This window comes from Nocardioides sp. SR21 (genome assembly GCF_022761125.1).
Classification (GTDB): domain Bacteria; phylum Actinomycetota; class Actinomycetes; order Propionibacteriales; family Nocardioidaceae; genus Nocardioides.
In genome coordinates this window covers 100,623-113,940 of record NZ_JAKWJR010000012.1, presented here as the reverse complement: position 1 = coordinate 113,940, position 13,318 = coordinate 100,623, and the positions used below count along the sequence as shown (strand labels likewise).

General features: G+C 72.4%; 11 protein-coding genes. All 11 read right to left on the bottom strand.

Annotated features, from left to right (window positions below; all coding sequences use genetic code 11):
- Positions 1-19: 19 nt before the first annotated feature.
- The 11 genes from MJ604_RS20635 to MJ604_RS20585 all read right to left on the bottom strand — a co-directional run bounded on the left by MJ604_RS20635 (position 20) and on the right by MJ604_RS20585 (position 13,268).
- Positions 20-1,183, bottom strand: coding sequence for an acyl-CoA dehydrogenase family protein (locus MJ604_RS20635; RefSeq protein WP_243060577.1), 1,164 nt, complete (start codon positions 1,181-1,183; stop codon positions 20-22).
- Positions 1,180-3,066: a biotin carboxylase N-terminal domain-containing protein gene (locus tag MJ604_RS20630; protein WP_243060575.1), complete on the bottom strand. Its 1,887-nt coding sequence runs from the start codon at positions 3,064-3,066 to the stop codon at positions 1,180-1,182. The genes MJ604_RS20635 and MJ604_RS20630 overlap by 4 nt, the downstream gene beginning before the upstream one ends.
- The gene (locus MJ604_RS20625) at positions 3,063-4,649 is read right to left on the bottom strand and encodes an acyl-CoA carboxylase subunit beta (protein WP_243060572.1); all 1,587 of its coding nucleotides are present in this window, start codon (positions 4,647-4,649) and stop codon (positions 3,063-3,065) included. Before MJ604_RS20625 ends, MJ604_RS20630 begins: the two co-directional genes overlap by 4 nt.
- Positions 4,646-5,098 (bottom strand): SRPBCC family protein, encoded by a 453-nt coding sequence (locus MJ604_RS20620; RefSeq protein ID WP_243060571.1) that lies wholly within the window; start codon positions 5,096-5,098, stop codon positions 4,646-4,648. The genes MJ604_RS20625 and MJ604_RS20620 overlap by 4 nt, the downstream gene beginning before the upstream one ends.
- 67 nt (positions 5,099-5,165) lie before the next feature.
- Positions 5,166-6,275: an acyl-CoA dehydrogenase family protein gene (locus tag MJ604_RS20615; RefSeq protein ID WP_243060629.1), complete on the bottom strand. Its 1,110-nt coding sequence runs from the start codon at positions 6,273-6,275 to the stop codon at positions 5,166-5,168.
- The gene (locus MJ604_RS20610; RefSeq protein WP_243060569.1) at positions 6,275-7,981 is read right to left on the bottom strand and encodes an acyclic terpene utilization AtuA family protein; all 1,707 of its coding nucleotides are present in this window, start codon (positions 7,979-7,981) and stop codon (positions 6,275-6,277) included. Before MJ604_RS20610 ends, MJ604_RS20615 begins: the two co-directional genes overlap by 1 nt.
- Positions 7,978-8,772: a TIGR03084 family metal-binding protein gene (locus MJ604_RS20605; protein WP_243060568.1), complete on the bottom strand. Its 795-nt coding sequence runs from the start codon at positions 8,770-8,772 to the stop codon at positions 7,978-7,980. The genes MJ604_RS20610 and MJ604_RS20605 overlap by 4 nt, the downstream gene beginning before the upstream one ends.
- Complete coding sequence (locus MJ604_RS20600; RefSeq protein ID WP_243060566.1) at positions 8,769-9,350, bottom strand: TetR/AcrR family transcriptional regulator; 582 nt, start codon at positions 9,348-9,350, stop codon at positions 8,769-8,771. The genes MJ604_RS20605 and MJ604_RS20600 overlap by 4 nt, the downstream gene beginning before the upstream one ends.
- Before the next feature lie 65 nt (positions 9,351-9,415).
- Positions 9,416-11,983 carry an ABC transporter permease gene (locus MJ604_RS20595; RefSeq protein ID WP_243060563.1) on the bottom strand — a complete coding sequence of 856 codons (2,568 nt, stop codon included), beginning with the start codon at positions 11,981-11,983 and terminating at the stop codon, positions 9,416-9,418.
- Positions 11,980-12,708, bottom strand: coding sequence for an ABC transporter ATP-binding protein (locus tag MJ604_RS20590; RefSeq protein ID WP_243060561.1), 729 nt, complete (start codon positions 12,706-12,708; stop codon positions 11,980-11,982). Before MJ604_RS20590 ends, MJ604_RS20595 begins: the two co-directional genes overlap by 4 nt.
- Entirely contained in the window at positions 12,705-13,268 is a 564-nt protein-coding gene (locus MJ604_RS20585; RefSeq protein ID WP_243060559.1) for a PadR family transcriptional regulator, read from the bottom strand. The genes MJ604_RS20590 and MJ604_RS20585 overlap by 4 nt, the downstream gene beginning before the upstream one ends.
- Between the last annotated feature and the right edge of the window lie 50 nt (positions 13,269-13,318).

Genomic DNA, 13,318 nt, shown 5'->3' with positions numbered 1-13,318 from the left:
CCCCTCGACTGTGACACGTTCAGTACGACTTGGGCAGTCCCAGCGAGTGCATCGCGACGAAGTTCAGGATCATCTCGCGGCTGACCGGGGCGATCCGGCCGGCGCGGGTGGCGACCAGGAGGCCGGCCATGCCGTACTCCTGGGTGATCCCGTTGCCCCCGTGGGTCTGCACGGCGCGGTCGGCGGCGTCGCAGGCGGCCTCGGCGGCGGCGTACTTCGCCATGTTCGCGGCCTCGCCGGCACCCATGTCGTCGCCGGCGTCGTAGAGCGCGGCGGCCTTCTGGGTCATCAGCCGGGCCATCTCGATCTCGATGTGCGACTGCGCGAGCGGGTGCGCGATGGCCTGGTGGGCACCGATGGCGTCCTTGAACACGGTGCGCTCCTTCGCGTACGCCGTCGCGCGGTCGAGCGCGTAGCGCGCCAGGCCGGTCGAGAAGCTGGCGGCCATGATCCGCTCGGGGTTGAGGCCCGCGAACAGCTGCACCAGGCCGCCGTCCTCGTCGCCGACGAGCGCCTCGGCCGGCAGCCGGACGTCGTCGAGGAACACCGTGAACTGCAGCTCGGGGCTGACGATCTCCATCGGGATCGCCTTGGCCTCGAGGCCGGCGGCGTCGGTGGGGACCACGAACAGCACCGGCTTCACCTTGCCGGTCTTGGAGTCCTCGGCCCGCGCGACCACGAGCACGTTGTCGGCCTCGTCGACGCCGGAGATGTAGATCTTGCGGCCGTTGAGCACCCACTCGTCGCCGTCCTTGCGGGCGGTGGTGGTGATGTTGTGGGTGTTGGTGCCGGCGTCGGGCTCGGTGATCGCGAACGCCATCGTGCTGGTGCCGTCGCAGATGCCCGGCAGCCAGCGCTGCTTCTGGTCCTCGGTGCCGTAGCGGCTGATGATGGTGCCGCAGATCGCCGGGCTGACGACCATCAGCAGCAGCGGGCAGCCCTGGGCGGACAGCTCCTCGCAGACGGCCGCGATGTCGCCGATGCCACCGCCACCGCCGCCGTACTCCTCGGGGATGTTGATGCCGAGGTAGCCGTTCTTGCCGATCTCGAGCCAGAGCTCGGTCGTCTTCTCGCCGGCGCGGGCCTTCTCGGTGAACCAGTCCCGGCCGTACTTGGAGGCCAGCTTGGCCACGGCCTTGCGCAGCTCCTGGCGCTCCTCGGACTCGCTGAACGCGACGGTCATGATTCTTCCTCCACTACTGCGAGAACCTCGCCGGCGGCGACCTGCGCACCGGCCTTCACATCGATCTGGGTGACGACGCCGTCGGTCGGCGCCTTCACGGTGTGCTGCATCTTCATCGCCTCGAGCACGACGACCGGCTGCCCGGCGGTCACCGCCTGGCCGGCCTCGACCGCGACGCTGACGACGGTGCCGGGCATCGGCGCCAGCAGGCTGCCGCTGGCGACCTGCTCGGCCGGGTCCACGAACCGCGGCACCCGCGTCAGCCGCACGTGTCCGCGCGGGCTGTCGACGTCGACCGCCAGGCCGTCGACCGCGACCGCGTACGTCGTCCGCACGCCGTCGGTCTCCAGCGTCACCTCTGCCGGCCCCGCCGTCACGACCGTGTGGCCGTCGACGCGGTAGGCGCCGTGCCACTCGACCACGGTCGTCGAGCCCGTCGAGACGTCCTCGAACTCCGTGCGCTGCGGCTGGGACACCACGTTGCGCCAGGCGACCGGGATCCCGCGCTGGACGGTGCGCGCCGCCTTGGCCTGCTCCGCCAGCGCGATCGCCGCAGCGACGGCGGCGTCGGTGGTTGAGGAAGGCGCGCTAGCGCCCGTCTCGAAGCCACCGAGGAAGTCGGTGCTCACCTGTCCAGCGATGAACGTCGGGTCCCGCAGGATCTGCACCAGCAGGTCCCGGTTGGTGACGAGCCCGTGGATCTTCGCCCGACTGAGTACGCCGGCGAGCTTGCGGGCCGCGGCCTCCCGGGTCGGCGCGTGCGCGATGACCTTCGCGATCATCGCGTCGTAGTGCGTCGACACGGTGTTGCCCGACTCGAAGCCGGCGTCCACGCGGATGCCCTCCTCGACCGGGATCTCGAACGTGGTCAGCGTGCCGCTCTGCGGCTGGTAGTCGGCGTCCGGGTCCTCGGCGTACAGCCGCACCTCGATCGCGTGGCTGCTCGGCGGGTCGACCCAGCCCATCGTCCAGTCGTTCTCGGCGGCGACGATCTGGAGCTGGACCAGGTCGACCCCCGCCACCAGCTCGGTGACCGGGTGCTCGACCTGGAGCCGGGTGTTCATCTCCAGGAACCAGAACCGCTCGGACTCCGGGTCGTAGAGGAACTCGACGGTGCCGGCACCGCGGTAGTCGATCGCCTCTGCGGCCTTGCGCGCGGCGTCGTGGAGCGCCTTCCGGACCTCGTCGCTGAGGCCGGGCGCGGGCGCCTCCTCCACGACCTTCTGGTGGCGGCGCTGCAGCGAGCAGTCCCGGTCGCCGTACACGCTGGTGCCGACGACCTGCACCTCGACGTGCCGGCCGCGCTCGACGTACGGCTCGACGAAGACGGTGCCGTCGCCGAACGCGGACGCCGCCTCGGCCCGCGCCTTCTCGATCTCGCTCTGGAGCTCGGCGAGCGAGCGGACCACGCGCATGCCGCGGCCACCGCCACCGGCCGACGCCTTGACCAGCAGCGGCAGGTCGGCCTCGGTCGGGTCGGCGGGCGCCTCGAGGATCGGGACGCCGGCGGCCTTCATGATCCGCTTGGCCTCGATCTTCGAGCCCATCGCGTCGATGGACTCCGGCGCCGGGCCGACCCAGGTCAGGCCGGCGTCGACGACCGCGCGGGCGAACTCGGCGTTCTCCGAGAGGAAGCCGTAGCCCGGGTGGATCGCGTCGGCACCGGACCGCTTCGCGGCCTCGATGACGAGGTCGGCGCGCAGGTAGGTCTCGGACGGCGCGTTGCCGGGCAGGTGCACGGCAGCATCGGCCTCGCGGACGTACGGCAGGGCCGCGTCGGCGTCGGAGTGGATCGCCACGGTCTCGATGCCGAGCGCGCGGCAGGTCCGGAAGACCCGCGACGCGATCTCGGCGCGGTTGGCGACAAGCAGTCGTGTGATCAAGGCCGGAACACTCCAAACCGGTCGGTGCCGACGATCGGCTGGTTCTCGATGACGGACAGGCAGATGCCGAGGATGGTCCGGGTGTCGCGCGGGTCGATGACGCCGTCGTCGTACAGCATCCCGGAGAGGAAGTGCGGCATCGACTGCTCCTCGATCTGGGCCTCGACGATCTCCTTGATGCCCTTGAAGCCCTCGGCGTCGAACGGCTGGCCCTTCGCCTCGGCCGACTGCTGCGCGACGATCTCGAGCACGCCGGCGAGCTGGGCGGGGCCCATCACCGCGGACTTCGCCGACGGCCAGGTGAAGAGGAAGCGCGGGTCGAAGGCACGGCCGTTCATGCCGTAGTTCCCGGCGCCGTACGACGCGCCCATGATCACGCTGAGGTGCGGGACCGTGGAGTTGCTGATCGCGTTGATCATCATCGCGCCGTGCTTGATGATGCCGCCCTGCTCGTACTCCTTGCCGACCATGTAGCCGGTGGTGTTGTGCAGGAACAGCAGCGGGGTGTCGGTCTGGTTCGCGAGCTGCACGAACTGCGTCGCCTTCTGCGCCTCGGCGCTGAACAGCACGCCCTGCGCGTTGGCGAGGATGCCGATCGAGCGGCCGTGCAGCTTGGCCCAGCCGGTCACCAGCGACGGGCCGTAGAGCGGCTTGAACTCGTCGAAGACGACACCGTTCGTGTCCGAGACGCCGTCGCAGATCCGGTGGATCACGTCGCGCGGGTCGAACGGCTCCTTGAGGTCGGCCGGGATCAGGTCGAGCAGACCCTCCGTGTCCTCGTCAGGCTCGGCCCACGACGTCGGGGCGGCCACGGCCTTGCGCCAGTTGAGCCGCGCCACGATGCGCCGGCCGATGCGGATGGCGTCCCGCTCGTCCTCGGCGAGGTAGTCGGCGAGACCCGAGGTGCGGGCGTGCATCTCGGCACCGCCGAGCGACTCGTCGTCGGACTCCTCGCCGGTCGCCATCTTCACCAGCGGCGGACCCCCGAGGAAGACCTTGGCCTGCTCCTTGACCATCACCGTGTAGTCAGACATGCCGGGCACGTAGGCGCCACCAGCGGTCGAGTTGCCGAACACCAGCGCAATCGTCGGCTCCTTGCGGGCGCTGGCGCGCGTGATGTCGCGGAACAGCTTGCCGCCCGGGATGAAGATCTCCTTCTGGGTCGGCAGGTCCGCGCCGCCGGACTCGACCAGCGAGACCGTCGGCAGCCCGTTCTCCTCGGCGATCTGCGAGGCTCGGAAGATCTTCTTGACCGTCCAGGGGTTCGAGGCGCCGCCCTTCACCGTCGGGTCGTTCGCGGTGATCATGCACTCGACGCCCTCGACGACGCCGATGCCCGTGACCACGGACGCGCCGACCGGGAACTCCGAGCCCCAGCCGGCCAGCGGTGACAGCTCGAGGAACGCCGAGCCCTCGTCGATGAGCAGCTCGATCCGCTCCCGCGGCAGCAGCTTGCCGCGCGCGTGGTGGCGCCCGACGTACTTCTCCCCGCCACCGGCGACCGCCTTGGCGTGCTCGGTGTCGAGAGCGGCGAGCTTCTCCAGCATCGCCGTCCGGTGGTCGAGCTTGTCGAGACCGCTCATCGCTCGACGACCTCCTTCATGCGTTCGAGGGTGGTGCGCATGCCCTTCTCGTTGGTCCGGCCGCGGAGCTTGCCGAGCAGGAACCAGTAGGCGCGCAGGTAGGGCTTGGGCTCGAGCCGGAAGTACTCCGTCACCAGCGACCCGTCGCCGTCCGGCTCGATCCGGTAGCCCCAGTTGTTGATCGGGACCTCCTCGGTGCCGACGGCGAACTCGAACAGCTCGTTCGGCACGCACTTCGTGACCCGGCACGGCGTCCAGTACGTCGGGCCCACGCCGTTCCGCTTCACGTGACCCTTGAAGTAGGCGCCCACCTCGGGTCCGGTCGAGCCGCGGGTCCACCGCGCCTCGAACGTCTCCGGCGAGAACTCCCCGATCCGGGTCACGTCGGACACGAGCGCCCAGACCTTCTCGGGCGGCGCGTCCATCCGCACCGTCACCTCGCCCTTCATCCGGGGTCCCCGGGGAAGCGCGGGGTGGAGGAGCGAAGCGGGGGAAGCCCGCGGTTTCTTGGGGTGGTCATGCGTACCCCAGCAGCTTCGCTGCGAGATCTGCCAGCACTTCGCTCGCGCCTCCTCCGATCGGCAGGATCCGGGCGTCGCGGTAGTGCCGCTCCACCTCGGTCCCGTGCATGTAGCCGGTCCCGCCATGCAGCTGGACGGCCTGGTCACAGACGTACGTCGCGCAGTCCACCGCGGTCTGCTTCGCGAGGCAGGCCTCGGCCACGACGAACTCGCCGGCTGCGTGCCGGCGGGCGACCTCGCGCGTGTAGGTGCGCGCGACCTCGACCTGCCGGCGCATCTCGACGAGCTTGTGCCGCACGACCTGCCGCTCGACGAGCGGCCTGCCGAACGTCTCGCGGTCGCGGCAGTACGCGGCGGTCAGCTCGAGCGAACGGCCGGCGATGCCGTACGCGTGCACGGCCAGCGCGATCCGCTCGACCACGAACTGCTCGGCGATCTGGGCGAACCCGCCGTTCTCCTCGCCGACCAGGTTCGTCACCGGCACCCGCACGTCGACGAACGACAGCTCGGCGGTGTCGGAGCAGTGCCAGCCCATCTTCTTCAGGGACCGGTCGACGGTGAAGCCGGGCGTGCCCTTCTCGATCACCAGCAGGCTGACCCCGCCCGCTCCCGGGCCGCCGGTGCGGACCGCGGTGGTCACGAAGTCCGCGCGCACGCCGCTGGTGATGAACGTCTTGGCGCCGTTGACGACGTAGTCGTCCCCTCGGCGTACGGCGGTCGTCCGGATGCCACCGACGTCCGAGCCACCGCCGGGCTCGGTGATCGCGAGCGCCCCGATCTTCTCGCCGGCCAGCGTCGGTCGCACGAAGCGGTCGACCAGCTCGGGCGAGCCGTGCGCGGCCAGGTGCGGCAGCGCGATGCCGCCGGTGAACAGGCCGGCCATCAGACCGCTGCTCGCGCCCGCCTCGAACATGCCCTCCTGGAGGTCGACGCTGTCGAGGATGTCGCCGCCCTCGCCGCCGACCGACTCGGGGAAGGAGACGCCGAGCAGGCCCTGCTTGGCGGCCGCCAGGTGCAGCTCTCGCGGGATGTCGCCGGCGTCCTCCCACTCCTGGAGGTGGTCGACGACCTCGCGGCGCGTGAACTCCGCGCCCAGGTCGCGGATCACAGGACCGCCTCGTCGATGTGCACCATCCGCGAGCGCACCCACTCGCCCAGGCCCTTGGCCTGCGGGTCGAACCGCGTCGACGCGGCGACACCGTCGCCGAGCAGGCCGCGGATCAGCACGTTGACCGCGCCGAGGTTCGGGAGCACGTAGACCTCGACGTCGAGGTCGGCGGCCTCCGGGACCAGCTCGCGGACCTTCTTCGCCGTGATCAGCTTCTGCAGCCAGGTGACCCGGGCGTCGTACTTCTCGGAACCGTCATTGACGATCCAGAGCCCGAGGTTGGCGTCGCCGCCCTTGTCGCCGGAGCGCGCGTGCACGAAGGAGCCGAGCGGCGCGCGGCGGGTCATCGAGTCCGAGGGCGCCGGGAACGGCGACGGCCGGACGCCGTGTTCACCGCTGAGCTCGGCGAACTCGGTCGGGTCCGCGATCACCTCACGACGACCGTCGGCGTGCACGACGGTGTGCGTCACCGACGCGCGGTCGACGTACTCCGGCCGGTAGACGCCGTACGGCGTGGGCTGCGCGGGCGGGGCGGTCATCGTGAACCCGGGGTACGACGCCAGCGCGAGCTCGACCGCCGGGCCGGTGAACGCGCGGCCGACCGGGTCGGGCTCGGCGTCCTTGACCGTGCAGCGCAGCAGGCAGGACGCGCCCTCCTCGGTGTCCGCGTCCGGAGCCGGGACCGAGCCGAGCGTCCAGGCGACCTCGGTGGCGGTCAGCCGTGGGGCGAGCTGCTCGCGGACCCAGTCGGCCTTGGCCTCGATGTCGAGGCCGGTCAGCACGAACTCCACGGTGTTGCGGAAGCCGCCGAGCTCGTTGACGCAAACCTTGAGCCGCTCGGGCGGCGCCTCCCCGCGCACGCCGCTGATCTCGACGCGGTCGGCGCCGGTCTCGCGCAGCTCGATCGAGTCGAGGTGCGTGGTCACGTCGGGGTTGAGGTAGCGCGTCGTCTGGATCTCGTACAGCAGCTGGGCGGTCACGGTGTCGACGGTGACCGCGCCGCCGGTGCCGACGTGCTTGGTGATCACGCTCGAGCCGTCCGCCGCGATCTCGGCGAGCGGGAAGCCGAGCGGCCTGCCGTCGTGGGGCAGCGAGCGGAACCCGCTGAAGTTGCCGCCGGTCGCCTGGGTGCCGCACTCCAGCACGTGCCCGGCGACGACGGCACCGGCGAGCTCGTCGTACGACGTCGGCGTCCAGCCGTGGTGGGCGACGGCCGGGCCGACGACCACGCTGGCGTCGGTGACCCGGCCGGTGACGACGACGTCCGCGCCCTCGCGCAGGGCCGCAGCGATGCCGAAGCCGCCCAGGTAGGCGTTCGCGGTGAGGGCGTTCGCGAAGCCGAGGCTCCGGACGTCGTCACCTTCGACGTGCGCGACGTTCACGTCGAGCCCGAGGCCGGACGCGACCTCGCGGACCCGGTCGGCGAGGCCGGCCGGGTTGAGCCCGCCGGCGTTGCTGACGATCTTGACGCCGTTCTCGAGCGCCAGGCCGAGGCAGTCCTCGAGCTGGCGGACGAACGTCTTGGCGTACCCGAGCGACGGGTCCTTCATGGTGTCCTTGCCGAGGATGAGCATGGTCAGCTCGGCCAGGTAGTCACCGGTCAGGTAGTCGAGGCTCTGCCCATCTTCGTGGCGACCCTCCAGCATCTCCCGCATCGCGGAGAGCCGGTCGCCGTAGAACCCCGAGCAGTTGCCGATCCTCATCGCTTGGCTCGCCCCTCGCCCGCGGGCCCGGCGAACGCCTGCGCGATCGTCAGCCACTTCTCGGCGTCCGCACCGACGGCCACCAGGTCGGTGTCGTCGCGGTGCACGCGCTGGGTCACGAGCAGGCAGAAGTCGTACGCCGAGCCGGTGACGGTCTGCGCCGCGTCCTCGGGTCCCCACGACCAGACGTCGCCGGAAGGCGCGACCAGGTCGATGCGGAACTCCTCTGCCGGCGGTTCCAGCTCGTGCACGGAGAACGCGAAGTTCCGGGTGCGGACCCCGAGGTGCGTCACGTGCCGGATCCGGTCGGTCGGCTCGTAGGCGACCCCGAGCGCGTCGTACACGTCGAGCGCGTGCGCCCAGGTCTCCATGAACCGCGCGGTCGCCATCGACGCCGCCGACATCGGCGGGCCGAACCACGGCATCTTCTGACCGTCGGGGAGCTCCTGCAGGGCGGTCTTCAGGCCGTCGCGCGCCGCACCCCACCGGGCGAGCAGTGCGGTGGGCGCGAGCCTGGCGACCTCGTGCGCCTGGGCGTCGACGTACCCCATCGGGTCGGCGATCGCCTCCAGCACGATCGCGTCCCAGGCGTCCTTGCCTTCTGGGGAGTCGGTGGCCGCGATCGTCGCGACCTCGTCGGTCCAGAGCAGGTGCGCGACCTGGGTGGCCACGGTCCAGCCGGCCGCCGGGGTCGGGGTGGCCCAGCCGTCGGCGTCCAGGCCGGACACCGCCGCCCAGAGCCGGTCGCCCTCGGCGGTCAGGTCGCCGAGCAGGTCGTCGAGCAGGGTCATGCGATCTCCTTGTCGAGCACGTCGGCCCAGCGGTCGAGGATGCGCGCGCGGCGGCGCGTGTCGTCGGTGATCGTGTTGGCGAGGCCGAGGCCGCGGACCAGGTCGAGCGTCGCCTGCACCAGCTCGCGGGCGCCGGGCTGGGACTCGTCGATGCCCAGCAGCTCGACGGTCATCCGGTGCGTCTCGCGGCCGACCCGCAGCTCGAGCGGCGACACCGCGGCGAGCAGGGTCGGGTCGGTGCGGGCGGCGACCCACAGCTCGAGCGCGGCGCTGAACACCGGCCCGGTGAAGTGGTCGGCGAGCATCTGCAGCACCGCGCGGGTGTGCCTCGGCCCGCCCGGCAGCTTGGCGGCGTCCGCGACGAGGGCCTCAGCCCGCTTCGCCGCGAGGTGCTCGACGGCGGCGACGACCAGGTCGTTCTTGGTCGGGAAGTGGTGGAGCTGCGCGCCCCGGCTCACCCCGGCGCGCTCGGAGACGAGCGTGGTCGACGTACCCGCGAAGCCGCGCTCGACCAGGCAGTCGACGGTCGCCTCGAGCAGCCGTGCCCGCATCAACCGGGTGCGCTCCTCCTGAGGCACGCGCGTCACTGTCACGGCGTCAGCATGCCCCGCGCATCAACAAACAGTCAAGCCTGTCTTTTTGTTCAGTCGAGCCGCGCCACCATCGGGAGCCGGGCGCGGGTGCAGAGCCCGACGATCGCGGCGGTGAGCAGCGGCAGACCCACGACCAGGCCGACGATCAACGCCCACGGCACGTCGAGGTACGGCCCGGTGTCCGTGTACGCCGGCGCGGTCAGCGGGTAGGTGATCGCGATGCCGGGGATGAACCCGACCGCCGCGCCGAGCAGCGCGCCGACGAACCCCACGACCAGGGCGTACGACGCCGCGATCGAGCGCCGGCGTCGCGGGGAGGCCCCCACGGCGGACAGGGTCGCGAGGTCGGGTCGGGCGTCGGACAGCGCGAGGAACGTGGCGGTCAGCGTGCCGCCGAGCATCAGGATCGCGCCGAGCGCGGCCAGCACGAACTGCACGATCCGGGTGTTCTCCTCGGCCTGGTAGCCGCGCTCGACGTAGAACCCGGCGTTCGGGTTGACCGCGGCGACCGCCTCGGTCACGTCCTGCTCCTGCTCGGTCGAGACGTCGGCGCCGGCGACCGCGACCGCGACCGTGCCGACGTCGACCCCGAGCCGCTCCACCGCCTCCGGCGAGGCGACGGCTGCGAGCGTCGGGTACGTGTCGTCCTGGAAGCGGACGTACGCCGCCGGCACCCGGATCGTGGTCCCCCGCTCGCCGGCCATCAGCTCGATCTCGTCGCCCGCGACGTCGTGGTCGGTGAACGCCACGACCCCGCCGTCGGCGAGCACGGCCGCGGCTCGCTCGCGGTCGGCCGCGGCGATGCCGGGGACGAGGTCAGGGACGGACCGACCGACGAGCATCGAGGACCCGAACCCGACCGACATCTCGTCGAGCAGCGGGGCGCTGCCGCCCGGCTCCTGCAGGTCGACCCAGTCCTCGCCGCCCACCCCGGTCATCGGGGTCACGGTCGCGCCGGGCAGCTCCCGGTCCACCACCCGGGCCAGCTCGTCCCAGGCCGCCGGGCGGAGGTCGTACCCGGTCACCGCGGCCTGGCCCATGGCCAGGCTCGGCGTGTAGGTGCCTTCGTTCTCGGCCTCGTCGCTGCTGAGGCCGATCCCGAGCGTCACGACGCCGGCGACGGTGGCCGCGACCGCGGCGATGGCGGGCACGGTGCGGGTGCGGTGGCGCGCCGCGTCGCGAGCGGCGTACCGCGTCGAGAGCGGCAGCCGGCCCGCCGCCCGGGCCACGCCCGCCACGACGACCGGCACCACGAGGATCATCCCCAGGACGGCGACGATCGCGGAGCCGGCGATGAGGAACTCGCCGCTCCCGGAGCCTGCGGCGGCGCCGTACGCCGCCATCGCGACGCCGATGCCGAGCAGGACGACGCCCAGGATCGGCGAGCGCACCGACGGCGGGCGGTCGGCCCGGCGACCGGCGAGCACCGCGACGACGTCCTGGCGGGCGGCGATCCACGCGGGCACGACCGCGGCGAGCACCGCGCTCGCCAGGCCGAACATCGCGATCCCGGCGACGTGCGGCCACGGCACGTCGAAGGGGCCGAACCAGTGGCTCGACCAGCGCTGCACGACCGGGAGCAGCAGCCAGCCGGCGCCGATCCCGAGCACGACCCCGAGGACGGCCGCGGCGCCGCCGAGGACCAGTCCGCCGGCCAGCACGACCCGGCGGCTCTGCGCGGGCGTGCCGCCGGTGGCGGACATCAGCGCGAGGCTGCGCGCCTGCCGGCGGGCGGTCACCGCGAAGGCCGGGCCGGCGAGCAGCACGACCTCGAGCAGCGCCATCACCACGATCAGCGCGACCGCGGCGACCATCGAGTCGTCGCCCGAGTCCCAGTTGAGCTCCTCGGGGATCTCCGAGGCGGGCGGCGGGTCCTCGATCACGGCGCGCGAGAGCACGAGCGCGCCCATCGTGTTGAGCGCCTCCACGGCGTCCCACGAGACCGGTCCGCCCTCCGCCAGCCAGCCCGGCGACGCACCGTTGCGGGCGTCGAGCCCGAGGCTGCCGATCGGACCGGCCGCCGTGGGGGCGGTCCGCAGGGAGGCGGAGTCCGCGATCCCGACGATCGTCGGCGCGGGGTTCTGCCTGCCGAGGTCGAGCGTGTCGCCGAGGGCGTACCCCGAGTCCAGGACGGCGTCGTTCACGACCACCTCGCCGGCGGTCTCGGGGAGCCGCCCCGACGTCAGCTCGAACAGGCCGTCGGCGACCGGGTCGCGCAGGTCGACCTCGGTCACCTCGACGTACCCGATCCCCTTGTCGGTCGCGTACGAGACGCTGCCGACCCGCTCCTCGACCAGCCGGGCGCCGCCCAGCGCGGCGGAGATCTCGGCCTCCGTGGGCGGGTCCGGCTTCCCCCCGACCGTGGTCGCGCCGTCCATCGGGTCGAAGCGCTGCACCATCGGCCGCCCCTCGGCCGGGACGGTGACCTGCGCGTCGGCCGTGCCGAGCCGGCGGTCGAGCGCCTCGACGCCGGTGACCTCCTGGGTCTGGATCACCACGTCGGCGGCGGTCACGGCGAGCACGGGCAGCGCGATCATCACCAGCACCAGGATCGACCGGCCGCGGGCGCGCAGCGCGTCGCGCCGGGCGAGGCGGATCGCGAGACGCCAGGAGCTCATCGGCGGGACTCGAGCAGGACGTCGGCCGGGTCGGCGCCGGTCTCGTCGACGACCACGCCGTCGCGCAGGAACACCACCCGGTCCGCCCAGGCCGCGTGCCGTGCCTCGTGCGTGACGAGGACGCCGGCCGCCCCGGCGTCGCAGCGGGCACGCAGCAGCCGCAGGATCTCCTCGCCGGTCTCGCTGTCGAGCGCCCCCGTGGGCTCGTCGGCGAGGATCAGCCGGCGCTCGCCGACCACGGCGCGGGCGATCGCCACCCGCTGCTGCTGCCCACCCGACATGTGGTCGGGGAACCGGTCGGCGAGCTCGGGGATCCCGACCTCCTCGAGCGCGGCGCGGGCGGCCGCCCGGGCGGCACGGGAACGCACCCCGTCGAGCTCCATCGGGAGCGCGACGTTCTCGACGGCGCTCAGCGCCGGGATCAGGTTGAAGTCCTGGAACACGTAGCCGACCGACGTACGCCGCATCCGCGCGCGGCCGGCGTTGCCGAGGGTCGCGAGGTCGACGCCCTCGACCGAGACCGTGCCCGAGGTCGGGGCGTCGAGGCCGCCGGCCATCGTGAGCAGCGTGGACTTGCCGGAGCCGGACGGCCCCATCACCGCGACCAGCTCGCCCGCGGCGACCCGGAACGAGACCTCGCGCAGCGCGCGCACCTCGGTGGCGCCCTCGCCGTGGATCCGGGTGACGGTGTCGAGGTGCAGCACGGTGCTCGACAGGGGGTTCATCGGGCGACCTCCGGAGTCTCGACGTTCGTGGCGACCGGTGTCGGCCTCTCGAGCGCCGCCCGGCGCAGCCGCGCCTCGCAGTGGTCGAGCCAGCGGATCTCGGCCTCGGCCGAGAACACCAGCGAGTCGAGCACCAGTCCCCAGGCGAGGTCGAGGTCGCCCTCCCGCTTCAGGCGGGTGTAGTCCTGGAGCGCGGCCATCGTGGCCGACCGCTGCTGCTGGATCACGGTGCCGACGTCGACGCCCGGGGTCGTGACCGCGAGCGCGAGCTTGATCGCGAGCTCGTCGCGCGGCGGCTGGGTGCGTGCGACCGGCGTGGTGAACCACGCGGCCACCTCGTCGCGGCCGGCGTCGGTCACGCGGTAGACCACGTGGCCCTCACCGTCGGCCCCGTCGGCCTCGACCAGGCCGTCGCGCTCGAGCCGGGTCAGCGTCGTGTAGACCTGCCCGACGTTGAGCGGCCAGGTGGACCCGGTCCGCTGCTCGAACTCGGTCCGGAGCTGGTAGCCGTACCGCGGCCCCTGCTCGAGGAGCGCCAACAGGGCCTGTTTCACCGACATACCGAGTATGTATACCCGGTATGTATCTCCGGATCAACTCCTAGACTCGG

Bases quoted from the DNA above. Each gene is read 5' to 3' on its own strand.
- MJ604_RS20585 (WP_243060559.1), bottom strand. From the start codon at position 13,268: ATGTCGGTGAAACAGGCCCTGTTGGCGCTCCTCGAGCAGGGGCCGCGG.
- MJ604_RS20595 (WP_243060563.1), bottom strand. From the start codon at position 11,983: ATGAGCTCCTGGCGTCTCGCGATCCGCCTCGCCCGGCGCGACGCGCTG.
- MJ604_RS20610 (WP_243060569.1), bottom strand. From the start codon at position 7,981: ATGAGGATCGGCAACTGCTCGGGGTTCTACGGCGACCGGCTCTCCGCG.
- MJ604_RS20625 (WP_243060572.1), bottom strand. From the start codon at position 4,649: ATGAGCGGTCTCGACAAGCTCGACCACCGGACGGCGATGCTGGAGAAG.
- MJ604_RS20620 (WP_243060571.1), bottom strand. From the start codon at position 5,098: ATGAAGGGCGAGGTGACGGTGCGGATGGACGCGCCGCCCGAGAAGGTC.
- MJ604_RS20590 (WP_243060561.1), bottom strand. From the start codon at position 12,708: ATGAACCCCCTGTCGAGCACCGTGCTGCACCTCGACACCGTCACCCGG.
- MJ604_RS20605 (WP_243060568.1), bottom strand. From the start codon at position 8,772: ATGACCCTGCTCGACGACCTGCTCGGCGACCTGACCGCCGAGGGCGAC.
- MJ604_RS20635 (WP_243060577.1), bottom strand. From the start codon at position 1,183: ATGACCGTCGCGTTCAGCGAGTCCGAGGAGCGCCAGGAGCTGCGCAAG.